The 25,796-nt window shown below is 70.5% G+C and carries 27 protein-coding genes; 12 read left to right on the top strand and 15 right to left on the bottom strand.

Annotated features, from left to right (window positions below; translation table 11 throughout):
• Positions 1-115 precede the first annotated feature (115 nt).
• The 5 genes from AOM09_RS04980 (at position 116) to AOM09_RS04960 (ending at position 4,230) form a co-directional block, all read left to right on the top strand.
• Positions 116-385, top strand: coding sequence for a WXG100 family type VII secretion target (locus AOM09_RS04980; protein ID WP_062385126.1), 270 nt, complete (start codon positions 116-118; stop codon positions 383-385).
• A 62-nt stretch (positions 386-447) separates the two neighbouring features.
• On the top strand, positions 448-1,545 hold the full coding sequence (locus AOM09_RS04975; RefSeq protein WP_062385124.1) for a hypothetical protein: 1,098 nt from the start codon (positions 448-450) through the stop codon (positions 1,543-1,545).
• A gap of 14 nt (positions 1,546-1,559) precedes the next feature.
• A complete protein-coding gene (locus AOM09_RS04970) occupies positions 1,560-2,177 on the top strand; it encodes a hypothetical protein (protein WP_062385122.1) in 618 nt (205 codons plus the stop codon).
• Positions 2,178-2,197: 20 nt separating this feature from the next.
• Positions 2,198-3,826, top strand: coding sequence for an FHA domain-containing protein (locus AOM09_RS04965; RefSeq protein WP_062385120.1), 1,629 nt, complete (start codon positions 2,198-2,200; stop codon positions 3,824-3,826).
• Between the two features lie 50 nt (positions 3,827-3,876).
• Positions 3,877-4,230, top strand: coding sequence for a hypothetical protein (locus tag AOM09_RS04960; RefSeq protein WP_062385118.1), 354 nt, complete (start codon positions 3,877-3,879; stop codon positions 4,228-4,230).
• An 8-nt stretch (positions 4,231-4,238) separates the two neighbouring features.
• Here AOM09_RS04960 and AOM09_RS04955 read toward each other — a convergent pair whose 3' ends face one another.
• The 4 genes from AOM09_RS04955 to AOM09_RS04940 all read right to left on the bottom strand — a co-directional run bounded on the left by AOM09_RS04955 (position 4,239) and on the right by AOM09_RS04940 (position 7,047).
• Positions 4,239-5,651 carry an MFS transporter gene (locus AOM09_RS04955; protein ID WP_082098848.1) on the bottom strand — a complete coding sequence of 471 codons (1,413 nt, stop codon included), beginning with the start codon at positions 5,649-5,651 and terminating at the stop codon, positions 4,239-4,241.
• A 340-nt stretch (positions 5,652-5,991) separates the two neighbouring features.
• A complete protein-coding gene (locus tag AOM09_RS04950; RefSeq protein WP_062385117.1) occupies positions 5,992-6,246 on the bottom strand; it encodes a hypothetical protein in 255 nt (84 codons plus the stop codon).
• A gap of 96 nt (positions 6,247-6,342) precedes the next feature.
• Positions 6,343-6,615, bottom strand: coding sequence for a hypothetical protein (locus tag AOM09_RS04945; protein WP_062385115.1), 273 nt, complete (start codon positions 6,613-6,615; stop codon positions 6,343-6,345).
• Between the two features lie 117 nt (positions 6,616-6,732).
• Positions 6,733-7,047 (bottom strand): DUF2316 family protein, encoded by a 315-nt coding sequence (locus AOM09_RS04940; RefSeq protein WP_062385113.1) that lies wholly within the window; start codon positions 7,045-7,047, stop codon positions 6,733-6,735.
• Positions 7,048-7,246: 199 nt separating this feature from the next.
• On the opposite strand from AOM09_RS04940, the gene AOM09_RS04935 reads away from it, so the two are divergent.
• On the top strand, positions 7,247-7,870 hold the full coding sequence (locus AOM09_RS04935; protein ID WP_062385289.1) for a thymidine kinase: 624 nt from the start codon (positions 7,247-7,249) through the stop codon (positions 7,868-7,870).
• An 8-nt stretch (positions 7,871-7,878) separates the two neighbouring features.
• Here the strand turns inward: AOM09_RS04935 and AOM09_RS04930 are convergent, their stop codons facing one another.
• Positions 7,879-8,220, bottom strand: a complete 342-nt coding sequence (locus AOM09_RS04930; protein ID WP_062385111.1) for a hypothetical protein — start codon at positions 8,218-8,220, stop codon at positions 7,879-7,881.
• A gap of 206 nt (positions 8,221-8,426) precedes the next feature.
• Between AOM09_RS04930 and AOM09_RS04925 the strand changes: the two genes are divergently transcribed.
• The 3 genes from AOM09_RS04925 to AOM09_RS04915 all read left to right on the top strand — a co-directional run bounded on the left by AOM09_RS04925 (position 8,427) and on the right by AOM09_RS04915 (position 11,421).
• A complete protein-coding gene (locus AOM09_RS04925) occupies positions 8,427-8,873 on the top strand; it encodes a TM2 domain-containing protein (RefSeq protein WP_156162243.1) in 447 nt (148 codons plus the stop codon).
• Positions 8,874-8,935: 62 nt separating this feature from the next.
• Entirely contained in the window at positions 8,936-10,942 is a 2,007-nt protein-coding gene (locus AOM09_RS04920) for an ATP-dependent helicase (RefSeq protein WP_062385109.1), read from the top strand.
• 59 nt (positions 10,943-11,001) lie between these two features.
• Positions 11,002-11,421, top strand: coding sequence for a hypothetical protein (locus AOM09_RS04915; protein WP_156162242.1), 420 nt, complete (start codon positions 11,002-11,004; stop codon positions 11,419-11,421).
• Between the two features lie 26 nt (positions 11,422-11,447).
• Here AOM09_RS04915 and AOM09_RS04910 read toward each other — a convergent pair whose 3' ends face one another.
• The gene (locus AOM09_RS04910) at positions 11,448-12,881 is read right to left on the bottom strand and encodes a serine hydrolase domain-containing protein (protein ID WP_082098847.1); all 1,434 of its coding nucleotides are present in this window, start codon (positions 12,879-12,881) and stop codon (positions 11,448-11,450) included.
• Between the two features lie 200 nt (positions 12,882-13,081).
• Here AOM09_RS04910 and AOM09_RS04905 point away from each other — a divergent pair, with 200 nt between their 5' ends.
• Positions 13,082-14,302 carry a mechanosensitive ion channel family protein gene (locus AOM09_RS04905; RefSeq protein WP_062385105.1) on the top strand — a complete coding sequence of 407 codons (1,221 nt, stop codon included), beginning with the start codon at positions 13,082-13,084 and terminating at the stop codon, positions 14,300-14,302.
• Here AOM09_RS04905 and AOM09_RS04900 read toward each other — a convergent pair.
• The 3 genes from AOM09_RS04900 to AOM09_RS04890 all read right to left on the bottom strand — a co-directional run bounded on the left by AOM09_RS04900 (position 14,277) and on the right by AOM09_RS04890 (position 15,483).
• Positions 14,277-14,702 carry a type II toxin-antitoxin system VapC family toxin gene (locus AOM09_RS04900; RefSeq protein WP_062385104.1) on the bottom strand — a complete coding sequence of 142 codons (426 nt, stop codon included), beginning with the start codon at positions 14,700-14,702 and terminating at the stop codon, positions 14,277-14,279. The two genes, AOM09_RS04905 and AOM09_RS04900, sit on opposite strands and share 26 nt — an antisense overlap.
• The gene (locus tag AOM09_RS04895) at positions 14,699-14,932 is read right to left on the bottom strand and encodes a FitA-like ribbon-helix-helix domain-containing protein (RefSeq protein ID WP_062385103.1); all 234 of its coding nucleotides are present in this window, start codon (positions 14,930-14,932) and stop codon (positions 14,699-14,701) included. The genes AOM09_RS04900 and AOM09_RS04895 overlap by 4 nt, the downstream gene beginning before the upstream one ends.
• 71 nt (positions 14,933-15,003) lie before the next feature.
• Complete coding sequence (locus AOM09_RS04890) at positions 15,004-15,483, bottom strand: DUF1877 family protein (RefSeq protein WP_062385101.1); 480 nt, start codon at positions 15,481-15,483, stop codon at positions 15,004-15,006.
• 244 nt (positions 15,484-15,727) lie between these two features.
• Here AOM09_RS04890 and AOM09_RS04885 point away from each other — a divergent pair, with 244 nt between their 5' ends.
• Together AOM09_RS04885 and AOM09_RS04880 are read left to right on the top strand one after the other, a co-directional pair.
• On the top strand, positions 15,728-17,146 hold the full coding sequence (locus AOM09_RS04885) for a sulfatase family protein (protein WP_169747613.1): 1,419 nt from the start codon (positions 15,728-15,730) through the stop codon (positions 17,144-17,146).
• A 39-nt stretch (positions 17,147-17,185) separates the two neighbouring features.
• The gene (locus tag AOM09_RS04880; RefSeq protein ID WP_062385097.1) at positions 17,186-18,913 is read left to right on the top strand and encodes a hypothetical protein; all 1,728 of its coding nucleotides are present in this window, start codon (positions 17,186-17,188) and stop codon (positions 18,911-18,913) included.
• Between the two features lie 18 nt (positions 18,914-18,931).
• On the opposite strand, the gene AOM09_RS04875 is transcribed toward AOM09_RS04880, so the two are convergent.
• The 6 genes from AOM09_RS04875 to AOM09_RS04850 all read right to left on the bottom strand — a co-directional run bounded on the left by AOM09_RS04875 (position 18,932) and on the right by AOM09_RS04850 (position 25,785).
• On the bottom strand, positions 18,932-19,960 hold the full coding sequence (locus AOM09_RS04875) for an NYN domain-containing protein (RefSeq protein WP_062385096.1): 1,029 nt from the start codon (positions 19,958-19,960) through the stop codon (positions 18,932-18,934).
• A 142-nt stretch (positions 19,961-20,102) separates the two neighbouring features.
• A complete protein-coding gene (locus tag AOM09_RS04870) occupies positions 20,103-21,080 on the bottom strand; it encodes a zinc-binding dehydrogenase (protein WP_062385094.1) in 978 nt (325 codons plus the stop codon).
• Between the two features lie 307 nt (positions 21,081-21,387).
• Positions 21,388-22,278, bottom strand: coding sequence for a nuclease-related domain-containing protein (locus AOM09_RS04865; RefSeq protein ID WP_062385093.1), 891 nt, complete (start codon positions 22,276-22,278; stop codon positions 21,388-21,390).
• A 3-nt stretch (positions 22,279-22,281) separates the two neighbouring features.
• The gene (locus AOM09_RS04860; protein ID WP_156162241.1) at positions 22,282-23,142 is read right to left on the bottom strand and encodes a nuclease-related domain-containing protein; all 861 of its coding nucleotides are present in this window, start codon (positions 23,140-23,142) and stop codon (positions 22,282-22,284) included.
• 28 nt (positions 23,143-23,170) lie between these two features.
• Positions 23,171-23,863 (bottom strand): DUF429 domain-containing protein, encoded by a 693-nt coding sequence (locus AOM09_RS04855; RefSeq protein WP_062385089.1) that lies wholly within the window; start codon positions 23,861-23,863, stop codon positions 23,171-23,173.
• Positions 23,860-25,785, bottom strand: a complete 1,926-nt coding sequence (locus AOM09_RS04850) for a DUF262 domain-containing protein (protein WP_062385087.1) — start codon at positions 25,783-25,785, stop codon at positions 23,860-23,862. Before AOM09_RS04850 ends, AOM09_RS04855 begins: the two co-directional genes overlap by 4 nt.
• Between the last annotated feature and the right edge of the window lie 11 nt (positions 25,786-25,796).

Here is a 25,796-nt window from a genome sequence, read left to right as displayed (position 1 = left end):
GCCCATGTACCAGCACGGACGCCGTCCCTAGGGTCGGTCTCGACGCATCGGCGTCACCCGCATCGTCCGGCGGCCACCAGGCCCGTCGGGAACACAGGAAGACAGGAGAAGCACCATGGCCGTCTGGGGTCTTGACGTTCAGCAGGTTCGACAGCTCAGCTCGCAGCTTCAGCAGAAGTCGGGCGACATCGAGTCGATCCTGAGCCAGCTCACCACCGCGCTCAACAACACGCAGTGGACCGGTCCTGACGCGGAGTCCTTCCGCAGCGAGTGGTCCGGCACTCACACCGCGTCGCTCAAGCGCGTGGTCCAGGCGCTGTCCGAGGCGAGCCAGAAGGCCGCCGCGAACGCCACCGCGCAGGAGAGCGTGTCCAACAACGCCTGATCGGGTCCGCCGGGCGGGCGCCAGGGGTGCCCGCCCGGGATCCGGGATGAGGGAGGTGCGAGGTGTCAACGTTCTACGGTGCTGACGTCGCGGAGCTCAGGGCTCTCGCGGCGCGGTTCGGCGCGGCGGCTGACAGGCTTGCGTCGGTGAGCTCCGAGGTCTCCACGTCGGTGGGTGTCGCGGAGCGATGGGTCGGGCCCGACGGCGAGCACTTCCGTTCGGGCTGGAGCAGCCACGGACGCGTGTCGGTCGACGGTGCCGAGGCCGCGCTGAGGGAGGCCTCGCGCCGGCTGCTCGCGAACGCCGCGGACCAGGAGGGTGCAAGCGCGGCCGACGGCGGTGCCGGGCCGGGCTTCGGCGGGCTTCCCGGCGGGTTCCCCGGTGGTGGCGGCGGTGGCGGGGGCTGGGGTGACCTGCCCAACCTGTCGGAGCCGTTCTGGATGCAGGATCTCTGGGGTCCCGCCGTCATGGACCCGGGCGAGTGGTCCCAGCTGCTCGACCCCGTCCGCATCCACGACTCGATCCACGCCATCACCGGATTCCTCGGCTCCGACACCGGGGTCTTCGGCATGAGCGTCCAGGACTTCGTCTCGCACCTGCCGCTCGGCGGCGACATCGGCCAGGTGTTCGGCATCGCGGACATCGCCTTCGACCCGTCGAGGTCGGTGTGGGACAAGGGCTTCGAGCTCGGCTCCATGGTCACGCACGCCGCGGGCGGCGCGATGATGGAAGGGGTCCCGGGCACCCCGATGTGGTGGGGCGGCCTCGCGGTCAACACGTGGACCGACGTGATCGACGCGGCCCGCCAGGCCGACTTCTCGCCTGGGCAGCTCCAGGACAACTTCGCGTACATCGCGGAGGACCCGGCGCGCCTGGTCGCACCGGTCGCCGAGGCCGTCGTCGAGGTCTACGGCAATGTCACCGACTACGTGGGTGTCGGCTGGATGGGCGACATGGTCGCCGAGGCGGCGCAGTCGGCGGACCTGTCGCCCGACGCGCTGCGCAGCACCGCGGAGTTCGCGTTCTCGCACCCGGACGCCGTGGTGCAGTCGGTGGGCGAGGCCGTCGGCGAGGTCGGCGACATGATCGCCGACAAGGTCGTCAACGAGGGCGGCAAGATGCTCGTCGACGGCGCCATCGATCTGATCAAGTTCTGGTGAGGGGAGACAACGAGATGAGCGTCATGCTGACGGACGACGAGGTGGCCGCGATCAGCGTCCACCGGGGTGAGATCTGGCCCGGGGTGCTGCCGACGGTGCCGGTGCGCTCGCGCAGCGCGCTGGCCGCGGCGGTGAACCGGGGGGTGCGATCCCTTGCGGTGCGCGGCCTCGGGGACGAGCTCGGCGACGGTGCCGTGGGCGTCGGTGCGGCAGTCGCGGAGGTGCTGCGCTCGACGCGGCGCGTGTCCGCGCAGGTGGTCCACGTGGCAAGGCCCGACGTGGCGGCCGGTGGCGGCGTGGTCGCGAGCATCGCGCTCGGCGCGCGCGCGTGGACGCTCGACACGTATTCGCCCAACGGCGTGCACGCCTTCGACCAGGCGGACGACGCGGGGCTGCTCGACCGCATCATGGCGATCGCCTCCAGCGCGTTCGCCTCGGGCGTGGCCGATGCGGCGGGGACCGAGGCACTCGCGTTCGCGATCGCCGGTGCCGACGCGCCGACGCGGTTCCTCGTCGTCACCGAGGGTACCGTCGCGACGGTCGAGGTGACGGCCGACGGCCTTGTGACGCTCGCCGAGGTCGGCGTGCTCGACGCTGCCGCCGTGGCCGAGCACGCTGGTCTGCGCCCGTAGTCGACGTTGGGGCTCGCGCCATGATCTACGTCATCCTTGTCCTGGGCGTTATCGCGATCGTCGGCTGGACGATGCTGCAGCGCTTCCTCGTGACGCGCGCGACGCGCGCCGTCAACCGCGGCCTGCGTCGTGGCACCGTGGCGAAGGAGAAGCTGCTCACCGCCGAGATGGTCATCGGATACGCGGACGCAGCCACCGTCGAGGACGTCGTGCGGCTCATCGGCGAGCGGTTCCCCGTGTCGCGCGAGGCGGCCCCGTGGACCAGCCCGGTCCTCCGCCTTGATGCGGCGACGGCGCGCGAGGCGCGGCTGGTGTATGGCACCAGGGTGGGTGCCAGTTTCTCCGCGCTGCTGGTCATCGCGCCACGTGCGGAGGGAGTCGAGGTGCGGTACACGATCGCGGAGTGGCTCCAGCACGACGGTGTCTCGGAGGCGACCAAGGCGATGGCTCGCCTCCGCGACGCGGTCGTCGGCGCCCTCCAGGCGCTTCCCGGAGCGACCGCCGTCATTGCGGAGCGCGAAGGCGCGCGTGACGTCGTGTGGGGGACCATCGGTGCCGGCGGTCCGGAGACGGCGTCGCCCGCCGTCGCCTACACGCCGTTGGAGACGTCTGCGGTGCGGGTGAACGATGCCGCAACCCAGCCCGACGTGCGGGCTCGCCAGCGGCTCGCGGCGTCCTTCGCGATCGATGCCGCGTTGTTGTGGTTGCTGACCGCGCTGGTCGAGCATGTCTCCACTAGCGCGTTCATATGGGCGAGCGGAGGCGTCGGCGCCCGGTGGTTCCTCTTGTACGCGGCGCTCGCGGGCGCGCTTGTCGGTTACTCGGCGCTCGCGCGGGCGGGGGCGACGCCGGGCATGCGGGCGCTCACCGTGTCCGTGCACCCCGGTAGCCCGACCGCTCTGTGGCCATGGGTGCGCCGTTCCGCCGTGGGTTTCGGTGGCATCGTGCTAGTCGTCCTGGGCAACGCAGGTGGCGCTCTCCTGCTACTGCTGGGCGCGGGCGGGGCGTCGGGCGGGTTCTACAGCGTGATCGGCGCGACCGCCTGGCACTGGGGCTGGATCGTCAGCGTCGGCTGCGCGGCGTCCATCCTGCACGACAGGAACCTGAGCGGTCAGGGCTTCCACGACGAGGCAGGGGAGGTGGTGCTGCTCGTGGGACGTGCGAGTGCCGCGGACTTCGCGCCCGAGGGGAACCCGCCGGAGCCCGATCGGGCGGCCGCGCCATCGCGGGAGGTCGTACCGTCGCGTGAGCCTGCGGCAGGGGCCGCGCCCGAACCCGTCGAGGCACCTGTCGTGATCGAGACGGTGCCGGCCCCGGTCCGTGCACCACGGACGATATTGGTCTGGGACGACGGGACCGAGGTCGACGTGTCGGCAGGCGCGGTGCTCGGACGTGATCCGGCAGCAAGCGGCGATGGCCGCCCGAGCATCGCGTTCGATGACGACACGCGCTCGCTGTCCAAGACCCACTTCGCACTCGATGTGATTCCGGGAGTCATCACGGTGACGGACCTGCACTCGACCAACGGTGTCCTGGTGGTCCGTGGCGGCGCAGAGCAGGTGCTCGCACCCGGGCGCCCGGTGGTCGTGGCTCAAGGTGACCGCATCGTCATCGGCGCGCGCTCCTGCGAGCTGAGGTCGGAGGACTGAGGCGCGTCGCGTTACCCTCATCGCGGAAGCGGAGCGAACTGGGGGAACGCATGGCCGACGACGTCCACGGTCCCGGCGGCACCCCGGTGCCCGCCTACGCCCGCACGCGGCTCGAGAACAGGCGGTGGCGGCTCGCGCGGTCATGGTGGGTGCTGGTGCCGCTGGTCACGCTCGGAGTGCTGTGCTGGGCAGGCTACGTCTGGGCGGGTGTGAAGACGCGCGAGCGGAGGTACTTCTACTCGGCCGGAGCGTGGTTCCTGGTCTCGCTCCTCGTGCCGTTCATGCCGGACAGCCTGTCGCGCCTCGTGCCGCTCGTCGCGATCTCGTGCATGTTCCTGCCGACCATGCAGGCGATCGTCATGAACCGTCGGTACCTGCTCGAACGGGCCGTCGCGGACCTGTAGCCCTCGCGTCACTCGGTCACAGCGCCGCCTCGCACGCCCGCATCGTTCCGGATCCCGACCCAGGAGATCGCCCCTGCGACGAGCATGAACGCGCCGGTCACGATGGTCGCGCGATGGAACCCGTCCAGGTCGAGCGTGCCTCCGACGATAGTGCCGACGAGCGCCACCGCCACGAGGCCTGCGATGCGGGCGACCGCGTTGTTGACGGCGCTCGCGATGCCCGAGCGCTCGGTGTCGATCGCGCCCAGGATCGCGGAGGTCAGCGGCGCGACCATGAGCGTGAGCCCGATGCCGAACACCACGATGCCCGGCAACGCCTGCGTCCAGTAGTCGAAGTCCGTCGAGATGGCGACGAGCATGAACGAGCCGATGCCCATCACCACCGGCCCCACCGTCATGAAGATGCGGGGCCCGAACCGCCCGCCGAGCACCCCGACGCGCGAGCTGAACACGATCATCAGCACCGTGATCGGCAGCTCGGACAGGCCGGCGGCGGTCGCCGACAGCCCCGCGCCCTGCTGGAGGTAGACGCTCACGATGAAGCCGTTGAGCGCGAGCGCGCCGTACGCGAACCACGTGGTGAGGTTGCCCCACGCGAAGTTGCGCGCGCGGAACAGCGCGAGCGGCAGCATCGGGTCCTTCGCCCGCGCCTGACGCCAGAAGAAGGCGACGAGGGCGGCGATTCCGAGCGCGCCGGACGCGACGATGCGCGGGTCCGCCCAGCCGAGACGCGGCTGCTCGACCAGGGCGAAGACCGCTGCGCCGAGCCCGAGCGCGCACAGCACGGCCCCTGCGTAGTCGACGGTCGCGTTCTCGCGGCGCACGTCGCGCTGGCCCAGGCGCGCGAGCAGGACGAGGGTCACCGCGATCGGCAGCAGGTTGATGGCGAAGGCCCAGCGCCACGACGCGTAGTCGGTGAGCAGGCCTCCGAGGACGGGCCCGGCGACGAACGCGCCGGTGGTGGCGCCCGTCCAGGTGCCGATCGCCTTGGCCTGGGCGGGCCCGCGGAACGTGCTCATGATGAGCGCGAGGCTGCTGGGGACCAGCAGGGCGCCGGCGATGCCTTGCAGCAGCCGGGCGCCGATGAGGAATGCGCCGGTCGGCGCGAGCGCGATCGCGAGCGAGGTCGCCCCGAAGCCGAGCAGGCCGATGCGCAGCACCCGGAGGCGTCCGAACAGGTCGGACACCGAGCCCGCCACAAGGATCAGCGCGCCGAGTGTGATGAGGTAGGCGTCTACCACCCACTGCTGGAGCGCGACGCCGCCGCCGAGGTCGCTCGCGATGGCCGGAAGCGCGACCGTGACGATGCTCCCGTCGAGGAAGGCGACGAAGCTGCCGAGGATGGCGATCCAGAGCACCGTGACCTGCGCGCGCGTCGCCGATGCGGGGTGCGGCGCGTGCGGTGCCGGTGGCTCGGCCATGCGGCCAGGCTACGTCCGTGCACGATGCGCGCATCAGGTGGTCACGCGTGTCCCATCACGGTGCTCCGCGATTTCATGCATCTTGCGACGCGGAGCGGAGCGGGGCGGGAGGGGGCGGGAGGGGGCGCCGACGGTGCTGGAGTGCGCCTCGTGGGGCCAGCGCAGCCGTACGGCGGCGACTGGCCCCGAATGACAGGTGTCGCCTCCCGAGCCGGCCGTCGCATCGTGCATGAAAATGCGGAGGGCCGCGGACAGGGGTATGCAGGGAAGCGCGGCGGGAGAGTGGGCGCGCGGCGCGCGGACGGTTCGCGCCGGCTCGGGCGGCGACGGGCGGCGCGTCTCAGGTGAGCGGCGAGCCGACTCCGACCACTCCCGTGCTGCACCACTCGCCTGCATGCGCGGGGCACATGAGGCCGACGTTCTCGGTGTCGCCGGAGCGGTCATGGAGCAGGTACAGCGCGTTCGCGGGGACGGCCTCGGCGTCGGGCGGGCAGTAGGAGCATTGCGCGGTCGCGCGCACCACGCCCGCGAGCGCCAGCAGGTCCGCGTAGTTGTCGAGCGTGAGGCCCGTGCGGTTCGCGGTGTCGTCGATCATCCTCGGTTCCCAGTCCTGTACGTCGTTGTCAGCAGGGCAGCGGCCACCTTAGCGCGCGCTGCGAGTCGCGGGCGGGGCCTTGGTCCCGGCGCAGGGTCAGTCGGTCGTCGCGCTGCCGCGCCGGCCCCGCGATACCGCGCCCGTCGCGCGCCATTGCGTCGCGTGGAATGCGCACAGCAGCTCCTCGACCGGGGCGGCGCCCCCGGCGCGCGGGGTGCGCAGGCGCCACAGGGCCTCGGTGCGAACCTCGTGCTCGTCGGTCGGGCAGTAGTCGCAGGCCGCGCGATCGCGCCACCGGCCCGTGCGGACGAGCACGTCGGCGTAGTTGTCGAGGGTCGCGGCGTCCAGCATCGCCGTGAGGTCGTGCATGTCGCCCCCCTGACGTCTGTGCTGGTCCCGTGCGCGTTCTCGGGTACTACGTTATGTCCGTAAGGGGTGGGTTCGACAGGGGCGAAGGTCCCTCGGGAGAGGGTCATCGGGCGGCGGTCAGCGCGCCTCGTCGCGTGCGCGCGGAGCCTCCCGCAGGGCGAACCACCTGCTCGCCTGGGTGTGGGCGGCCTCGGTGAGGACGTTCCACGGCGCGGGCTCGTCGCCGTGCTCGCGGATCGCGCGGTCGAGGTAGTCGCGCAGCAGCCACACGTCGACGGGATCGGACGCGGGGCCGACGGCGAGCGTCTCGGCGAGCCTGCGCTCGCTGAACCCCAGGTCGATCGCGGCCGTCGCGCGCGACAGCCCGGACCTCTCGAGGTTGGCGGTGAGCTCGAGCCCGGTGCGGGCGATCTCGGTGCGGGTGAGCGACATGCGCGCCCCCTCCTTCCTGCCGGCGACGCTGCCGACCGTTCACGATGCGAGGCACGAGGATGCCATGCCTGCGAGGGTGCTCATGACCATCGGGGCGAACGCCCTGGTGGGCGGCGTGCCGGGCCCGCGGCGGCCGTGGCGGACGCGTCGCGCCGCTATCGTGTGCCGGTAGTCGGTCGCGCGCAGGGGAGGGATGACGATGGCGAAGCTGTACTTCCGGTACGGGGCGATGAACTCGTCCAAGACCGCCCTGCTGCTCACGGCCGCGTACAACTACGAGGAGCGCGACCAGCACCCGGTGCTGGTCAAGCCCGGCATCGACACCAAGGCCGGGGTGTCGGTCTCGTCGCGGATCGGCGTCGACCGCAAGGTCGACGTGGTGCTCGACGCCGAGGCGTCGTTGATCGAGACCCTGCAGGCGCATCGTCCGCTCGATCAGGTCGACGCGGTGTTCGTCGACGAGGCCCAGTTCCTCACGCCCGCGCAGGTCGACGAGGCGTTCGAGGTCGCCGTCCGCTATGGCGTGCCGGTGCTCTGCTACGGGTTACGGGGCGACTTCATGACGCGGTCGTTCCCGGGCTCGCTGCGCCTGCTCGAGATCGCGCACTCCATTGAGGAGCTCAAGACCATCTGCCGGTGCGGGTCGAAGGCGATCTTCAACGCGCGCATCGTCGAGGGCGTGTTCGTGCGCCACGGCGACCAGGTCGCGATCGACGGCCAGCAGGCCGAGTACGAGTCGCTGTGCGGGCGCTGCTACCTCGAGAAGGTCGGCCCGGTGCAGGCGGCCGGCGCGCCCGACCGTGCGGCGCCGCACCTGTTCTGAGCGCCCGCTCAGTCGCAGGTGTTGCAGCCGCCCGTGAGCGGCATCTGCATGAAGCACGTCGGGCAGATCTTCTGCTCGGGAGGTTCCGCGGCCCGGCGGCCTGGACGGCGGCTCGCGCTCGCATCGTCCCGCCATTGGGCGAGGTGGACCTCGCAGTAGAGGCGGCTCGCGCCCTTGTCGCTGCCGGCCTGGCGGTACTTGATGAGCGTGAGGCGCATGGGCGGCAGCGGCTCGGATTCGAGCCCGCACAGCGTGCAGTGGGCGCTGTCGCGCGCCGTCGAGGTGCGCTCGAGCAGGTCCGCGTAGTTGTGCGGGGTGTCGAAGTCGATGAGGTCGCGGACGTCGGTCATGGACGCTCCACAGGTCGTGCCGCCGAGCCGAGGGATGCTCGAGGCCAGCGTAGGTCGCGCGGCCCGTGGCACGCGAGGGCACGGCTCGCATCGCGTCGCGGTGATCCACGGCATGGCGTTTTGCCTCGGATAACGCCGTGCCGGTAGGTTCGGCGCGACGCCTGCCGATGCCGGCCGGCCCGATCACACGATGCGAGGGGACCCCGATGTCAGAGAACCAGCCGTACGGCGCCCAGCAGCCGACCCCGCCCGCCATGCCCGCGGTGCCGCCTCCGCCGGCGCCGCCCGCGTACGGCGAGATGCCGCTGCCGCCGGCGCCTCCCGCCTACGGTCAGGCGCCCATGCCGTCGCCGTACGCCGCGGGCGAGGGCTCGAAGAGCTTCGTCGCGACGTGGCTGCTGTCGTACTTCCTCGGCTTCCTGGGGGTCGACCGCTTCTACCTGGGCAAGGTCGGCACCGGCATCGCCAAGCTCCTCACCCTCGGCGGCCTGGGCATCTGGGCGCTCGTCGACATCATCCTCATCCTGTCCGGCGCGATGCGTGACCGCGACGGTCGCAGCCTCGCGGGCTACGACCAGCACAAGGTGGTCGCGTGGATCGTCACTGGCGTGCTCGTGGTGGTGAGCGTGATCATCAACTCCAGCCAGCTGTAGGGGCGGTCCGCCCCGCCCACGCATCGACCTGGGTGTCGGCGGCCCCGCCTAGACTCGTCGCCATGGCTGAGGCGGGTGGCGACGGGGTGCTGGCGCACCTTAACGACGCACAGCGCGAGGCGGTGCTCACCGGCGCGAGCCACAATCTCGTCCTCGCGGGCGCGGGGACGGGCAAGACGACGACGATCGTCGCGCGCATCCGGCACCTGCTGCGTCAGGGCGTGCCGCCCGAGCGGATCCTCGCGATCACGTTCACGCGCCGCGCCGCCGCCGAGATCCGCTCGCGCGTCCAGGGAGACCTGGCCGGCGCATCGTCCCAGGTGGCCGCCATGACGTTCCACGGCTGGGCCATGCGCGAGGTGCGCGGCGCCCCGGACGTGTTCGGCTACGAGGGCTGGAGCGTGCTCGACGCCGAGGATCAGCTGCAGGTGATGCGCGGCGTGCTCGGGCGGGGCAAGAAGGTCGAGGGGCTGCGGGCCGCGCAGATCGTCGACGTGCTGTCCTTCGCGCACAACACGCGGCGCACGCTCGCCGCGGCCATCCAGGCCAAGCTGCCCGACCTGGACGTCGACGCGAAGGCGATCGGCGCGGCGGTGCGCGCCTATGAGCAGCGCAAGGCCGAGCGCCGCTACCTCACGTACGACGACATCCTGCGGGTGTTCGCGGCGCGGCTCGCGGACGATGCGGTGGCCGCGTGGGTGGGGTCGCACTACGACGAGGTCCTCGTCGACGAGATGCAGGACACCAACCCGCTGCAGTGGACCATCCTCGATCCGCTGGTGCCGCACACCAAGCTCTACTGCGTGGGCGACGACGCTCAGTCGATCTACGGCTTCCGCGGCGCGGACTTCGAGTCGATCCACTCGTTCTCCTCGCGCGTCCCCGGCGCGCGGGTGCTCAAGCTCGAGGACAACTACCGCTCGACCCAGGAGATCCTCGACCTGTCGAACTGGCTGCTCGAGGAGTCGCCGCTCGGGTACGACAAGAAGCTGCGCGCCGTCCGCGGTCGCGGGGCGAAGCCCGAGCTGCACAGCTTCGAGACCCCGCAGGACGAAGCGGGGTTCATCGCGGCGTCGCTGCTCAAGGCCCGCGCCGACGAGCTCCCGTGGGCCACGCACCTGGTCCTGGTCCGCTCGAACTACAGCGGCCGCGCGATCGAGGCCCGGTTGGTCGAGAACGACATCCCGTACGTGTTCTTCGGGGGAGTGAAGCTGCTCGAGAGCGCCCATGTGCGCGACGTGCTCGCGGCGCTGCGGGTGGTCGCCAACCCCGACGACGAGGTCGCCTGGATGCGCCTGCTCACCCTGGTGCCGCGGGTCGGCGACGTGACGGCCGCGCGGGCGTTCGACTCGTTCCTGTCGGCGCGGTCGGGCGGGGCCTCCGCACGCGAGGCGCGCGCCACGGCGCTCGCGGGGATGCCTCCGTGGCTGGCGGCCGGGCTGGACGCGATCGAGGACGCCGCGAGGCGCGTGGACGATGCGGTGGGCAGGGCCGCGGCGATGCTCCAGCCGGTGCTCGCGCACAAGTACCGCAACGAGAACTGGGAGGCGCGCGCCCGCGACCTGGTCCATGTCGAGCGGCTCGCGGCGTCGCGTGCGTCGATCCTCGAGTTCATCGAGGAGTACATCCTGTCGCCGGTGTTCACCTCGGAGATGGAGCCGGAGTCGCAGCAGGATCACGTCATCGTGTCGACGGTGCACTCGGCGAAGGGCCTCGAGCGGGACTGGGCGTTCTGCGCGGGAGTGTCGGCTGGCTCGTATCCGTCGTCGCGGTCGCTGGGCGACGTCGCGGAGGTCGAGGAGGAGCGGCGCGTGCTCTATGTCGCGCTCACCCGGGCGCGCGACCGGCTGGTGGTGACGCGTACCGTCGCGCACACGCCGGTGCGGGCGTGGATGGGTCCGGCGGGTCTCGATGCTCTCGACGACGCGTACTTCCTCAACCGCCTGCCCGAGCGGCTGGTCGAGGAGGTGCCGCACGTGGTCGCGCGGCCGATGCGTCCGGTGCCGCCGCCGGGGCTGAGCGCGCCGGCCGCGGTGGACCTGTCGATCGACCTGGGGGACCTCGATTAGGGCCTCCGGTCGGCGGTCCCGGTTCGCACGTGGGACCCTAAAGGGTGAACGATGCCCCTTTGACCGCCCTCGAGACTGCCATGGAGCAGTTCAAGCTCGCCGATGAGGCGAGGCCGCTGGTGAGGCAGATCGCCCGCCGAGCAGGAGTGATCGACTGCGAGGTGAAGTCGAGCTACATCAAGGCGATCCGCGAGGACGGGCTCCATCCGCTGCACATCGGCAAGCGCTCGACCGAGTGGTTCGGCTCACGCGTCGAGGCGGTGTCCGCCTCCGACCTCCCCGACCGCGTGCGGGACAAGACGCACGGCAAGGGGATGGTCAACTGGGCGGTCGATCATCCGGTGACCACCAGGAGCGGGAGCCCGGGCAGCAAGAAGCGCATCATCCCCGCCGTCGCCGCGGACGCGCCCAAGAGCTACGGCGTGTGCGACGTGTGCTGGCAGGAGCGGACACCGTCCGGCTCGTGCGGCTGCGACTGACGCCGTCCGACCGGTGAGCGTGCCGCTCAGCCGGACCGCGGGACCGCGCGAGACCGTCCGCTGTACGCGACCGCGAGCCTGAAGGCGGCCCACACGACGCCGCCCACCGCCGTCGCGATCATCGCGAGGGCCAGGTCCGGCTGGAACACCCGCAGCGTCGAGATCGGTGCGCCCATGAGGTCGGGCACCAGGATCAGGAGCACCCAGGCGGCGACGCTGGTGGTGAGCAGCGGAAACCACAGGCTGAACAGGCCGCCGATGCCGGACTTGGCGCGGATGGCGGCGCGCTTGCGCCATGCCCACACGATGCTGACCAGGTAGATCAGCGGGGCCAGCGCAAGGCCCAGGAACAACGCCTTCTGGCTCCAGCGCGACCCTTCGCCGTTGTAGTCGAGGCCGAGCGCGCTCGCGGTGACGGCGTTGCGCAGCTGCGTCGTCTCCCCGAAGCCGATGCCGCTGCCCGCGTTGACGAGCACCACCACCGCATCGTCCCTCGCAGGGACCATGGTGGCCTGGGTCTCGTTGCCCGGCGTGGATCCCGTGTGGCCCACGGTGCCATGGGACGGGTCGACGTACCAGCCGAGCCCGTAGTACGGCGACGTCGGGCTCGCGGGGCGCATCATCAGGGCCTTGCCGTCGGCGCTGAGGACGTCGTCCTCGCCGTTCATCATCATCGCGAGGTAGAGGGCGACGTCGCGGGCGCTGGCGACGATGCCGCCCTGGGGCGCGGTCACGCGGTCCGTGGTGCTCTCGGCGAGCGGACGCTTGGTCCAGAACCACGGGGTGTGTCCAGCGGCGATCTCCGGGTGCGCCTGCCCGTCGGCGACGAAGCTGTCCTCCATCCCGACGGGTTCGAGGATGTGCTCGGTGACGTAGGTCTGGAAGTCGGTGCCCGCGACCTCCTCGATCAGCCGGCCGAGGATCTGATAGTTGGTGTTCGAGTACTCCCACCGGGTGCCGGGCTCGTACGCGGGTGCGACGTCCGCGAGGGCCGCGACCGCATCCGCGAGGTCGTCGGGCGCGCCGGTCGGGTCGGTGCGCGAGGTGTTCCCCTGGAGCGTCGAGAACCCGCTCGTGTGGCTGAGCAGCTCGCGGACCGTCGGGTCGCCGGCCGCGGTGCCGGCGAGGACGTCGACGTGGTCGCCGACCGGAGAGTCCAGGTCCACCTGGGCCGCCTCGACCAGCTGCATGACCGCGAGCGCCGTGAAGCTCTTCGAGATCGAGCCGAGCAAGAACGGGGTGTCGGCGGTGACCGCGGTCTCGGAGCCGGCGCGGGTGACGCCGCGTGCGCCGGCCTCAGAGATCACGCCATCGGTGACCGCGGCGTACGCCACTCCGGGCGCGCCCGAGCCGGGCAGCTCGGCCGCGATGACGCTGTCGAGCGACCCGGCGGAGTCGGTGGTGGCGGCGGCGAGCGTGGTGCTCAGCCCGAGCAAGGCGATGGCAAGCAGGTGCCGCACGGGAGCTCCCCCCGGTGGTCGTGCGCGCGGATTTCCATCGACCCTAGCGGGGACCGATGCGGCGGGCAACGTGAGCGCGCGCGGCCGGCGGTTGACATCGTCCCTGGTCCGCGGCTCTTGGTGGACTCTCACCCGGGGGTTACCCGCCCGAAACACCCCTCCCGTACGGTCGAACGGCAACGACCACCCCAGGAGGAGACATGCTCGAGGACTGGTTCGGATTCGGTGTCGCCGTCGCGCTCGGCGTCGGCGGCGCGCTGCTGGTCGCGCTCGCGGTCGAGGTGATCATGCGGCTGGTCGCGCGTCGCTACCCATGGGCGCGCGATCTGCAGACGCGGACCCGCAACCCGTTCTGGGCGCTGGCGCTGGTGCTCGGGCTGTGGGTCGGGGTGCACGCGTCGCTGCGGGGCACCGACTGGATGCCGCTCATCACCCGGTTCTTCACGATCGTCGCGATCGTGCTGCTCGCGTGGCTGCTCATCGCGTTCGTGCGCTTCCTCGCGGACCTCGCGCTCGCGTACAACTCGATCGACATGCCGGACAACCGGCTGGCGCGGCGGCTGCGGACCCAGACGCTCATCGTGAAGAGGCTCGCTATCGCGCTCATCGTCGTCATCTCGATCGGGGCGGCGCTGTTCACGTTCGACTCGGTGCGCGCGATCGGCGCGTCGGTGCTGGCCTCGGCCGGTATCGCGTCGATCGTCGCCGGCCTCGCGGCGCAGTCGGTGCTCGGCAACATGTTCGCCGGCATCCAGCTGGTGTTCTCCGACGCGCTGCGCGTCGACGATGTGATCGTCGCCCAGGGCGAGTGGGGTCGCGTGGGCGAGATCACCCTCAGCTACGTGGTGCTCGACCTGTGGGACGACCGCCGCCTGGTCCTGCCGTGCACGTACTTCACGACGACGCCCTATGAGAACTGGACCCGGCAGGGGTCGGAGCTGCTCGGGTCGGTGGAGTTCGACCTCGACTGGCGGGTGTCCCCGCAGAGGATGCGCGAGCACCTCGAGCAGGTGCTCGCCGAGACGCCGCTTTACGACGGCCGCGCCAACGTGCTCCAGGTGACCGAGGCGACCGCCGGCTACGTGCGCGTGCGCATCCTCGTCACCGCGAAGGATGCGCCGACGCTGTACGACCTCCGCTGCTTCGTGCGCGAGGCCATGGTGCTGTGGATCCAGTCCGCGATGCCGGACGCGGCGCCCGCGCAGCGCGTGCTCGTCTCGGAGGTCGCGGCCGCGCCGAGCGCGCCCATGCGGCGGACCACCATGGTCGAGCAGGCGGGGGAGTCGGGCCTCTTCACCGGGTCCGCCTCGGCCGAGGAGCGCGCGAGCCAGTTCACGCACGCGATCCCGCGCGTGCGCGGCGAGGGGGACGATGCGGCGGCTGAGGACGGCGGCACTAGGCCGGCTGCTCCCACGGATTGATCAGCGCGACGCCGGCGTGCGCGAAGTCCTTGACATTGCGGGTGGCACAGGCGGCGTCGTGGGCACGGCAGATCGAGGCGATCTGCGCATCGGCCATCGAGATGGGGAACCCCGCACGCTCGCGGGAGACGAGGATCTCCGCGTAGCGCCCCGCGGCTGCGTCGTCGAACGGCAGCACCGATGCGGTCCCGCGGTACGGCTCGAGAGCGGCCTCGACGCGCGCGCCGAGCTCGGTCCTTCCTCGCCCCGCGGGGAGTCGCGCGATGCCCGCCAGCAGTTCTGCGATCGTCACGGCGGTGATGGCGACGTCGCCGTCGAGCGCGCTCAGCCATGACAGCACGGCCGGGTCGGGCGTGCGGCGGAACAGCTCCGAGATGACGTTCGTGTCGAGGACGATCACTCGAATTCCACCGCCCGCGCGACGTCGGAGCGCGCCGGAACGGGAAGGTCGGCCGCGAGATCGGCATGGCGCGCCGCTTCCATCAGCGCCAGACCGATGTGGGGCCGGCGCGCCGCGCGGGTGAGGATGTCCCTCACCTCGGCTTCCATCGAGCGCCCATGCGCCTGGGCCTGGGCGGCAAGCTGCGCCTTGACGGACTCGTCGAGCCCTCGAACGATGATCGACGCCATGCGCGCACCTCCCGAGTTGCTATCACTCACGATAGCAACGAGGCGCGGAGCCGGGTGCGGCGGCAACGTGCTCACCCGATGAGGTAGACGAAGCCTCGACCCCTCGACGCGGCATACCCCGTGAATGTCACGGCGTCGTCGAGGTAGCCGCGGACGTAGTCGTCGGTGACCTCACTCTTCTCCTGGCGCTGGAATTCCGCGAGGTCGGCCGCGATCTCACCGACCTCCTCGGGGCCGAGCGCGCGCACCCAGGGGAGCCAGCCGTGGTCGGCCATGGTGATGTGACCTTCGAACATCCGGAAGGCGGGTCGGGGCGCCTCGCCCCACGGGTCTGGTCGAGTCAGCCGCTGCAGGTCGCTCCAGGCCTTGTCGAGGTCCAGCGTGTCCTCGCGCGAGAGGTCCCGCACGGCATTCCCGCAAGTGCAGGGCGCCTCGGGAGCAGTGCTCGACGCGGTGGTGCAGGGGCCCGCGCCGATGAAGGTCCGGGGGTCGGCCAAGGCGGCCTCGGTCAGCTCGGCGGGGAAGGAGTATGCGTAGTACCTGATGCCCATGCGTCGATGCTCCTCCAGGGGCGGCGCGCGACCGTTGGCCGGGCGCGCACGCTGTGGAGAGCCTCGCGGGAGGCGCGGCTGTGGACATCGCGGTGCGACCGCGCGCGGCGCTTTGACTGGGCCCGGCGCCCGGGTCACACTGTGCCGGAACGGAGCGCTAGGGAAGCGGGGGAGGTGGGCGACGATGTCGACACGGCCCGACGATGGACGTGCTCGGGGCATCCGGACTGGACTGCTGTGGGGGATGCCCGCGGCGGTAGTGGTCGGCGGCATCGTCTACCTGCAGACATCCGGCGAGAATGCCGCCCCGGAAGCGTCCGCGACACCGGCCGGGCCCTTGGAGCACGAGGTCGCGAAGGACGCCTACCTCGCGGACGTGAGCGCCGCATCGTCCACCGGGGACGCCCCGAACGTGCTGCTGGTGTACTACGACGACCTGGGCTACGGCGACCTCGGCTTCATGGGCGACACCCCCATCGCGACGCCGCACATGGACGCGCTGGCTGAGGACGGCATCGTCCTCACGAACTTCCACGCGCCGTCCGCCGTGTGCACGCCGTCGCGCGCCGCGCTGCTCACCGGGCGCCTCGCGCCGCGCGCGGGCGTGCCCGACGTGCTGTTCCCGAGCGATAGCGCGTACGCCGCGCTCAACACCTCCGACGGCCTGAGCCAGGAGGAGGTCGCCATGCCCGAGATCCTCCAGGCCGCGGGCTACACGACGGGGATGATCGGCAAGTGGCACCTGGGCGACACCGCGGGCTCGCTGCCCCACGACTTCGGCTTCGACACGTTCCTGGGCTCGCTGTACTCGAACGACATGAGCCCGTTCCAGCTCTACCGCGACGGCGACGTGGTGGAGGCGGAGGTCGACCAGGCCACGTTGAACGCGCGCTACACGGACGAGGCCGTGGCCTTCATCGGCGAGGCTGCCGCGACCGACGAGCCGTTCTTCCTCTACTACGCCCACAACTTCCCGCATGAGCCCCTGAGCGCCACAACCGAGGACTCCGGGCGTTCGGACGCGGGCACCTACGGCGACGTGGTCGAGGGGCTCGACGACGGCATCGGCGAGATCGTGGCCGAGCTCGAGGCGACCGGGCAGCTCGAGGACACGATCCTCATCATCACCAGCGATAACGGCCCCTGGTACCAGGGCTCGACCGGCGGCTCGCGCGGACGCAAGGGCGAGGTGTACGAGGGCGGGATGCTCGTGCCGTTCCTGGTGCACTGGCCCGCGGGGCTCGAAGGCGGGCGGACGCTCGACGCGATGGCGATGGGCACGGACATCCTGCCGACGCTCCTGGAGTGGATCGGTGTCGAAGCGCCCACCGATCGGGTCCTCGACGGGGCTTCGATGGCGCAGCTGCTGGCCGGCTCCTCGGAGCAGGCGGGGGAGTTCTACTACTTCTACGCAGGCGAGCAGCTGCTCGCGGCCAGCGACGGGCGGTTCAAGTACTACGCCGCGCAGCCGTACGTCGACCTGACGTCCGGGTCCTCTGATGTGTCGGTCACCGACCAGGGACCGTGGCTGTTCGACCTCTCGGCCGATCCCGGCGAGTCCTACGACGTGCTCGCGCGCTATCCCGAGGAGGGAGCGGCGCTCGCGGCCGAGCTCGAGCGGCGCAACGCCGAGATGGCGGAGAACCCGCGCGGCTGGAGCTGAGCGGTGCCAGCGAGGGCGACGGCCCGTTAGCCTCGAACCGTGCCCAAGAAGCGTCGCCCCGCCAAGCGTCCCCAGCATCGTCGCCCCGAGCAGCGCCGACACCTCCACGCGGTGCCGGACCGTGCGCACGAGCAGGACCCGCGCGCGATGGAGCTGCTGGTCTCGGTGCGCCATGCGCTGCGCGCGGACTCGCCCGCGGTGCTTCTGCGCACGGTGAGCGTGATGCTCGACCTTTCGGAGCCCGGGGACGGGATGTGGTTCGAGGCGCCGAGGGATCCGCTCCCGCGCGCGGACCTGCTGCGGTCCTTCATCGAGAACTCGTACGCCGAGACCACCGCGCTCCTCACGCTCATCGCGGCGATGCTCCCCGCAGGCGACGCCGCTCTCGTCGAGATCCAGGCCGAGCTGCTGCATCGTCGCCACCCGCTCCCGCGGTGGATCCAGGACGTCGCCGAGGGCCGTGTCGAGATCGACGTGGTGCGCATGACGGACATCGCCGGAGATGGGGAGAACTGCGTCCTCGGGGTGCGCTTCGGCTCGGGCGCCGCGTTCACCGCGCTCGTCCTCACCGACCACAACCTCGGTTCCGCGGTGAAGCACGCCTTCCTGGTGCCGGCGCCGCTCGACGAGACCTTGGGTCGCCTGGGGTCGGAGGCGCTCGAGCAGCTGGGCCCCGAGCACATCGGTGCCTGGGATCCCGCGATCGCCCGGGCGACCGTCGCATCGGCCATCGAGCAGGGCCGCCGCACCATCGACATGCCCGAGAGCGAGGAGTGGCCCGCGCTGCGCCCCGCGATCGAGTGGCTGCTGCGCCTGCTGCCGGACGGCGGCGAGCCTGACATCCCGCCCATGTGGGCGGAGGAGGAGCTCGCGGCGCTCAGGGTCGAGTTCCTCGCCTCCGAGGAGGGGCAGGGAGTCGACGACGTCGAGGACGAGTTCTGCGTCAGCATGATCCTGAGCTTCGGCAACGGCTACAACGTGGGCGGGCCGCTGCGTTGGAGCCCGGCGGTGGCGGAGATCTTCCTGCTCGACTGGATGCCGAGGAAGGTGATGGTCCCGTTCAGCGACGTGGAGCGCATGCCGTCGCTGCTGGGTGACTTCGTGAGGTTCGCGCACCGGCGCCAGGGGTTGGACTCGGAGTTCACCGGCGAGGTGCTGGAGGTGATCGCGTCGATGGTCGAGGAGTACGGCGAGGCGATGCAGGACGAGGGCCTCGCGGACGCGTACGAGGACTTCGAATTCGCGGAGTTCATGTTGGAGCGGCTCGACGAGGCCGTCGGAGGTCGCGAGGCGCTGGTCGCGCTCGATGACGAGCCGCTGCCCGACGAGGACTTCGTCTGGGACGGCATCGCCGAGGACATCCACGAGCGGGTGGGTGAGTACCTCGCGCTGCTCGACTCGGTCGCGGAGGCGCACCTCGACGTCGAGCATCGGACCGCGATGCGCAGGGTCCTCGCGCGTGCGGCGCTCGGGGATCCGGGAATCTTCCGGCGGCGGTCGCTGGTCGCGCGCGGGGCGGCGGCGATCGGCTGGGCGGTGTGCCGGGCCAACGAGACCGCGGGCACCTTCAAGCAGGGCCCGACGGTCGAGGAGGCCGTGGGGTGGTTCGGCGTGAGCGGCAACGTGTCGCAGCGCGCCGGTGTGTTCCTGCAGGCGATCGGCGCACCTGACGTGGGCTGGTGGCAGGCGCTCCCGCTGGGCAGCGCCGACCTCCTGGTGAGCGCGAGGCGTGCGCGGATCCTCGAGGAGCGCGGCCGGTACATGTGACGCGGCTTGCGGGAATGTCTACACCTCGACGGTGTCGAGCGCGTCCCAGAACGCGTCGCGGAGCGCGTGGCGCTCCACCTCGCTGAGGGTGTAGATCCCGAGCGCGTCCGAGAGGTCGCGCAGCAGCGTCGAATCAAGTTCGCGCGGGATCGACGGGCGGTTGGTCCGGAGGCTCGCCAGCTGTTGCTGGGTGGCGTAGGCGAGGAAGGCGCTGAGGGAGGCGCGTGCGACCTGCGCGATGCTCTCGTCGTACGCCGGACCCTCGGCAGACTGGGCCGGCGTGGGTGTGCTGCCGGAGGTTGACGAGTAGACGGGCACGGGCGCCAGCAGTGTGTCGATCGGTCGCGTGCTCGCGCCGGAGTGCTGCCGGGCCAGGTCCGCGGGTGATGGACGATGCGGCGTGGCGTCGGTAGCGGCGGACGATGCCGCGGTGCTGTCGGTGTTCGACGGCGCCGGGGCGTCGTGCACCGCCTTGACCGCCTCTGCAGGGGTCGTGGTCGCGATGCGACGCACGATCGAGGCGTCGAGCGATTCACCAGAGATGAGCTCGAGGCGGTCGGCGGTGGCCTGGAGGTGGCGCGAGACGCCATGCGGGCGACCCAGAGCGTCCGGGACCGCGAGCACGATCACCTCGACGCCGCTCGCCTGGGCCTGGTCAACGGCCTCGGTGAGGTCGTCGTCGCCGGAGACCAGCACAAGTGTGTCGATGGCGCCGTTGCGGGCGTGCGTGACCATGTCGAGGCCGATCTTGAGGTCGACGCCTTTCTGCTGACCCTCGTTTCCGATGCGCCCGAGGCGCAGCTTGACGCGCGGGATCATTTCGATCACCCGCTGGTCCTCGTCCGGGTGCTCGTCGCGCGCCGCGTCGTACCAGTGGGATCGCAGGACGGGGCGCCCGGCGATCTGCTCAGCCTGCGTGAGGATCGCGCCGATCAGCGCCGGGTAGTCGGGTTGGATTCCCCGCCGGAACGAGCTTCCCGTGAGGCGCGTCGCGGCGGCCGCGACCAGGTAGCCGGCATCGATGTACACGGTGGCGTTCGACCTCATGGCTGGTGTCGCTCCTCGGCGTCGTCGGTAGGGGAGTGACCCCACGGTAGCGGTGAGGGCCGACAGCGTCACCGGACCATTGCGTGGTGTCGACGCGACAGCGGCGGCCGGGTGCGAACCCGGCCGCCGCATCGTGCCTCGGCTAGGGCTTGAGCAGGATCTTGCCGACGCGGCCCGGGGTGAAGTGCGCCTTCACGGCGTCCGCGATCTGGTCGAATGCGAAGGTGGCCTCGACGGGGAGCGTGATGGTGCCGTCCGAGAGGCGGGCGAAGAGCTCGCGCATGAGGCGGCCGCGGTCCTCGGCGGGCATCGCCGCGCTGACCTTCGAGCCCCAGAAGCCGCGGATGGTGGCCTGCTTGAAGAGCACGTCGCCCGACCCGATCTCGAGGGTGGGCGACGCCATAGCGCCGAAGATCACGAGCGTGCCGTTCTCGGCGAGCTGCGACATGACGTCGCCCGCCGCCTTGCCGCCGACCGACTCGACGCCGATCTTGAGCGGCGCGCCGCCGGTGATCTCGAGAACGCGCTCCTGCCACCCGTCGGTGTCGGTGGCGACGATGCGGCCGATGCCCTGTGCCTCGAGCTCGGCGATGCCGTCGGCACGGCGGACCAGGCCGACGACGTTGATGCCCCGTGCCGTCGCGAGCTGCGCGACGAGCCGGCCGACGGCGCCGTTGGCGGCGTTCTGGATCATCCAGTCGCCTTCCTTCAGGTCCAGCGAATCCAGGAGGCTGATGGCGGAGAAGGGCATGGCGACCAGCTGGGCCGCGACCTCGTCGGGGATGCCGTCCGGCACGGGGATGAGCGCGGCGGCCTTGGCGACGAACTGCTCGGCCCACACGCCGAACGTGCCGCCCGTGGCGACGCGCGTACCGGGCTGGAGGTGCTCGACGCCTTCGCCGACGGCCTCGACGACGCCGACGGCCTCGGTGCCGGAGCGTGCGGGCATCTCGGGCTTGAAGCCGTAGTTCCCGGTCACGGTCCACAGGTCGTGGTTGTGGATGGGGGAGAGGGTCAGGCGGACGCGGGCCTCGCCGGGGCCGGGCTCCGGTGTGGAGACCTCCTCGACGCGGAGGACCTCGGCCGGGTTGCCGAACGAGCGGTGGATCAGTGCCTTCATGGGGGCCTTCCTTGTGGGAGGTGGGCGCGGGGCTCCCTCGATTGTGCGGGAGGGGCGCGCGGGGTGCCGGGAGACGTCAACGCGGGTACCGGGGTGGGTATTCCGGCAAACGGTGTCGCGGGACGATGCGCGGGTTCCGTCACTTGCAGGCGGCCGCCGGTCCTCGCTGTGGTGGGGTACGCACATCCTTGGCGCGGGGAAGTCGGTGAAGCATCGAGGGCACGGATCGCGGTGCTCGCCGCCCGTCGAGGCGGGGCCGTCGAGAATCATGTGGCGAACGCTAGAGGCGAGATTCGACAGCGCTGAGTCAGAGTGCGGTCCAGGTGGTCGACCGGCGCGCGATTTCGTAGATCGCATCCACTCGCTCGGGTGACAGCACCGGATCGAGGCGCTTGAGGTTGGTGTTGATGTTGTGGTTCGTCACGACGCCGACGCCAGGGATCCTGCCCGCCAGCTTCATCTCGGGCTGCAGCACGCTGCCGTTGTAGACGGCGATCCACGGCACCACGCGCTCGACGTCGGCGCCCGCGGCGTTGAGCAGCTCGTATGCCTTCTTCGCCTGTGCTCTGGCCTGCGGGGCGTGGTCGGTCTTCGATCCGTTGACCAGCACCCCGTACTTGGTGACCGTGACCTTGGCTCCCGGGTGGTGCTTCGTGTTGACGAGAACCACGCCGCCCGGACCGATCGCGAGGTGGTCGATATCCGAGTTCTCGCCGACCGGGATCGAGTGGATGATCCGCCAACCACGCTTCGTCATGCGCTCCAGGACCGCGCCGACCTTCTCCTCGCCCTCCGCTCCCTTGCGCCACGCACGCTCGTCGGTGTGGACATCCAGAGCCCGCGCGAGGTGGGGAATAACCTTGCCGACGCGCTTCTCGCGCTCCCATGCATCGGCGGCCTGCGCGCGAACTATGGCCCCGGGCGGGTTGCCAGCGAGGTCAGTCCAATCGCGCACATCCGGCCCGGCCGCCGGTGGCTCGGCCTCGGGATGCTCCTCGGCCGGGGCGGTTGCCGATGTCTCTCGCTGACCGGAACCCCAAGTGCGCAGCGCATCGCCCACGGACGCGTCGACACTGGGCTCGAGAGTGACCTCGCCGGTTTTGAGGTCGATGAAGCCGAGGCGCGTGCCGTCGGGCCCGGCCGCGTAGACGCGGTCGTGGCCGTAGCGCGTCCAGCGATTGAGGGCAATGTCCGTCATGGTCTACTCCCAGGTCTGGCGTCGGCGGGCGATCGAAAAGATGTGGTTGATCTGCGCCTGCTCGAGTCGCCGGGGCTGGCCGCGCAGGGTCGGGATAGACGATGCGCGCGTAGCGACCTCGACGCCTGCCGGCGGGTTCCAGACGGTCAGGTCGCGCGCGCGGGGGATATCGAGCACGACCATCGCTAGGACGTCGCACGACGCACCCGAGCGCGCGAGGACGTCAGCGGCGTGCCCGGCCTCTCGGCGCGCGCTTCGGACGTAGTCGACGCGAACCCGGCCCACGCGCAAGGTGTCGCCGTCGACCACGATCGGACCGGCCGGGTGCTTCTTGGCGTTGACGGTCCACACCCCGCCCGGCCCGATCAGGAGGCGGTCGATGTCGCCGAGGCCGCCATAGGTGGGGATCGAGTGGAGCAGCCCCCAGCCGTGCGTGTAAAGGGCGTTGAGCTCGTTACCGATCATGGTTTCGCCGGAGCTACCCTTGGCATACTGCGCGTGCTGGTAGACGGCCATGTCGCGCAACGCCGCGAGTTGGGTGAGCTCGCCGTCGATGTCGTCGATCTCGCGCGCCCACGCGGCGGCGAGGGCCCGGACGTTCCTGCCGGGCGCATGCGAGGCCAGGTCGTCCTCGGGGAAGAAGCGTGCCCAGTTCTCGAGAGCAGTCTCGACCCGCGCCTCGGATCCGGGAACTTGAATGGTGATCTCGCCTGAGTCGGTCTCGGCCCAGCCGAGGCAGCGCGGCACGCCGTCGATCACGTGGTCGACATAGAGGCGGTCGATGCCGTTCCTCCGGTATCGACGCACGCGCGGTAGTTCCACGTGGCTGTTATCGGCGCGCAGTGCCGCTTCCTTGACCTCCACGTTGGCCGGATGCAAGCACTCGGAGCAGTTAGAGCCAGATCGCGGAGTCGATGCCGTCGCTGAATCGCTCCGCTTTCTTCAGTGCCGGGAATCGGTCCGCCTCACCGCGCGCGACGCGGCGGGCCGTCCACGCCATCGCGGCGGCATCCAGCACGTCATCCCATGCTGCGCCAGGCAGATCGCGCTCGAGCCCGACGGGCACCGCGATGCCCTCCTCGCGAAGCAGGTCCAGGCGCAGTGATGCGCCCGCGTAAGTCTTCTTCGGGTGGACGATGCCCTTGCCGGCCATCGCACGGAAGCTCACCTCGGGATGGCCTTCGCGAACCGGGATCGACGCGTGCGCGACATACCCGTCGACGTCCAGGACCCGTTCGGCGATCGCATGCGCCTGCTTCGAGAGGCTCTTGCCGGATGCGGCGAGCGAGGCTATGCGGGCTGCCTCGTACGTCGGGGCCACCAGCGCGGTCCGCACGGGGGTGGGAAAGACGCTTGATCCTCGCGGGGCGATAGACCGACGCGCGAGCTGGTCCGCGCGCCGCGGACCTGAGTCTGGGATGCCGATCGGGATGTCGACCACCAGGAGCGTCGCCCCGAATTCGTCGATCCCGCGCGCCTCGGCCTCAGCGATACCCGAGGCGACGAAGAGGTCGACCCAGCCGTCGTCGTCGATCGCCGCGACGACCCAGCCCTTCTTGCAGGCGTCGAGGCCGAGGTAGGTCATGCTTCGTCATCCAAGTCGGGCTCGTCCGCGTCCGCCTCCTCAAAGACGAGGTCAGATCGGTCCGTCATCTCCATGTCCCGAAGAACGGGCTTGCCCATTGCGCCTTCGATCATCGTCACAAGGGCTTCGCGACGGGCTTCAAAGAAGCGGTCGAAGTCTGCAGCGCGCAAGAGCTGCGGATCGATCAGGTGGGAACGAAGGATTCCGTCCATCGATTCCGGGGCGAGTCCGGATCTTGCCTCGAGCATCGGAACGTAGTCCGCAGGTGAGTTCGCCGAGATCATGATGTTCGTCTTGCGGCCGAGCGGAGTCTTGTTCACGATCGACTCCCGACGTGCATCGTCGATGTCGTTCTTCTCGCACCACTTCTTGGGGAAGATGTGGTGGATGTCCACGTTCATCTCGTTGTAGTGCGCGTGGTCGATGTCCTGGTCAAACTGCCAGTCCTTGCAGCCGCCGTGCATGAGCAGCGCGTAGACGCCCTTGTACGCCGCGGACAGCCGCGTGCGAAGTGTCAGGAGACGCGTCTCGGCGAACGATGCGACGGTCACAGTCTCGGGCTGGCGCGCCTGGCGCCCGTCCACCGCAGCGAGCGCCCAGTCGGGTACCTGATCCACGTCGCGTGCGAACTTGGTCTCGGTGGTCGATCCGTACTGCTCGCCGAGCACGCCGCACCAGTACCACTGCTGAAGTCGCTGCTTGACCGCGTACTTGTCAGCATCGTGACCCAGCAGCACCCGGATGACGGTGAGCGGCACGCACTGCGTCGCGTAGGGCACGAACCGGTCCGAGTGGATGTGCTGCTCGGTGAGGAAGTGCGCTACCCACGGCAGTGCGGCGCGCACCTCATCCGCCCACCGGCGGTAGTCCGTGAGCTGCAGCCTGAGGATATCCTCCCGCCGCGCGCTTGTCGGTCTCGGCTTGGACTTGTCGGCCGCTATCTCTGCCTGACGCTTTGCGTGGGTGGCCAGGAGCGTGACGGCCTGGAGGAAGAACACGCGTTGGAAGCCGCCAAGCGTGGGGTGCCGCTCCAGGATCTCCTTGGTGAGCTTCCAATCGTCGACGAGCCGGAAGTCGGAACCGTCCTCGCCTGTCCCCGACGGATCACCCGCGAACGTCGCAGTGAGCAGTTCAAAGGTGTCGAGCGCAAGGCCGCCGGTGTTGACCTTCTCGAACACGGTAGCTACCGCCTCGCGCGATGTGGACTTGAGGAGCTCGATCCCGGGGATCTGGTACGACTTCATGCGCAGGAACACGTCGCTCTGAAGCCGCTGGAATGTCGCTGCGCGCGTCGCGTCGGGCTTGATCCACTCGAGCATCCAGGTGATGGCCGTGTCGTCGTAGATCGCGGTGATGGGAAGCAGCCCGTGCTCGACCTGACCCTCAAGTGTGCTGCAGTCGCGCACGATGTCCCTGCCGAAATTGGTGCGTTCGACGGCGTCCGCGGGCATCACCACGATCGCATCAGACTGGCTGCCGTCGTCGCCTAGAGCCAGCTCGACGTCTAAGAAGTAGCGGACGTGACGCAGCTTGCCCTTGTCGTCCGCGGAATGCACCACACCGTCCCCCGACAACGCCTGGAACAGCGAAGTGAGGCGCTGCTGGCCGTCCAGGAGAAGGTAGTCCGGCGCTGCGACCGTGGCGGGGGCCTTGGAACTGAAACGTTCCTGGCACTCGCGGCAGTCGTCGCCTCCGCGCACCACGCCGGTGAGTGGCTTTGGCTTGAACCTCACGTGGTCGCTTCCGGTCTGGAGGACCATCACCACACCCATGGGGTGGCCCTTGAGCACGGTCACCAGGAGTTCACGGATGCGTTCGACGTCCCACCGGTACTCGCGCTGGAAGTCCGGCAGCTGGATGCGCCCCGTTCGCACGTCTTTGAGGAGATCCGTGATGGTCGGCTGTTGCATCTCGACGCTCATGCGTGCACGCT

The sequence above is a fragment of the Demequina iriomotensis genome (assembly GCF_000971395.1).
Taxonomy (GTDB): domain Bacteria; phylum Actinomycetota; class Actinomycetes; order Actinomycetales; family Demequinaceae; genus Demequina; species Demequina iriomotensis.
The sequence above is the reverse complement of the archived record's forward strand: the minus strand, read 5'-3'. Positions and strand labels throughout refer to the sequence as shown.

Bases quoted from the DNA above. Each gene is read 5' to 3' on its own strand.
- AOM09_RS04980 (WP_062385126.1), top strand. From the start codon at position 116: ATGGCCGTCTGGGGTCTTGACGTTCAGCAGGTTCGACAGCTCAGCTCG.
- AOM09_RS04970 (WP_062385122.1), top strand. From the start codon at position 1,560: ATGAGCGTCATGCTGACGGACGACGAGGTGGCCGCGATCAGCGTCCAC.
- AOM09_RS04965 (WP_062385120.1), top strand. From the start codon at position 2,198: ATGATCTACGTCATCCTTGTCCTGGGCGTTATCGCGATCGTCGGCTGG.
- AOM09_RS04960 (WP_062385118.1), top strand. From the start codon at position 3,877: ATGGCCGACGACGTCCACGGTCCCGGCGGCACCCCGGTGCCCGCCTAC.
- AOM09_RS04955 (WP_082098848.1), bottom strand. From the start codon at position 5,651: ATGGCCGAGCCACCGGCACCGCACGCGCCGCACCCCGCATCGGCGACG.
- AOM09_RS04950 (WP_062385117.1), bottom strand. From the start codon at position 6,246: ATGATCGACGACACCGCGAACCGCACGGGCCTCACGCTCGACAACTAC.
- AOM09_RS04945 (WP_062385115.1), bottom strand. From the start codon at position 6,615: ATGCACGACCTCACGGCGATGCTGGACGCCGCGACCCTCGACAACTAC.
- AOM09_RS04940 (WP_062385113.1), bottom strand. From the start codon at position 7,047: ATGTCGCTCACCCGCACCGAGATCGCCCGCACCGGGCTCGAGCTCACC.
- AOM09_RS04935 (WP_062385289.1), top strand. From the start codon at position 7,247: ATGGCGAAGCTGTACTTCCGGTACGGGGCGATGAACTCGTCCAAGACC.
- AOM09_RS04930 (WP_062385111.1), bottom strand. From the start codon at position 8,220: ATGACCGACGTCCGCGACCTCATCGACTTCGACACCCCGCACAACTAC.
- AOM09_RS04925 (WP_156162243.1), top strand. From the start codon at position 8,427: ATGTCAGAGAACCAGCCGTACGGCGCCCAGCAGCCGACCCCGCCCGCC.
- AOM09_RS04920 (WP_062385109.1), top strand. From the start codon at position 8,936: ATGGCTGAGGCGGGTGGCGACGGGGTGCTGGCGCACCTTAACGACGCA.
- AOM09_RS04905 (WP_062385105.1), top strand. From the start codon at position 13,082: ATGCTCGAGGACTGGTTCGGATTCGGTGTCGCCGTCGCGCTCGGCGTC.
- AOM09_RS04895 (WP_062385103.1), bottom strand. From the start codon at position 14,932: ATGGCGTCGATCATCGTTCGAGGGCTCGACGAGTCCGTCAAGGCGCAG.
- AOM09_RS04890 (WP_062385101.1), bottom strand. From the start codon at position 15,483: ATGGGCATCAGGTACTACGCATACTCCTTCCCCGCCGAGCTGACCGAG.
- AOM09_RS04885 (WP_169747613.1), top strand. From the start codon at position 15,728: ATGCCCGCGGCGGTAGTGGTCGGCGGCATCGTCTACCTGCAGACATCC.
- AOM09_RS04875 (WP_062385096.1), bottom strand. From the start codon at position 19,960: ATGAGGTCGAACGCCACCGTGTACATCGATGCCGGCTACCTGGTCGCG.
- AOM09_RS04870 (WP_062385094.1), bottom strand. From the start codon at position 21,080: ATGAAGGCACTGATCCACCGCTCGTTCGGCAACCCGGCCGAGGTCCTC.
- AOM09_RS04865 (WP_062385093.1), bottom strand. From the start codon at position 22,278: ATGACGGACATTGCCCTCAATCGCTGGACGCGCTACGGCCACGACCGC.
- AOM09_RS04855 (WP_062385089.1), bottom strand. From the start codon at position 23,863: ATGACCTACCTCGGCCTCGACGCCTGCAAGAAGGGCTGGGTCGTCGCG.
- AOM09_RS04850 (WP_062385087.1), bottom strand. From the start codon at position 25,785: ATGAGCGTCGAGATGCAACAGCCGACCATCACGGATCTCCTCAAAGAC.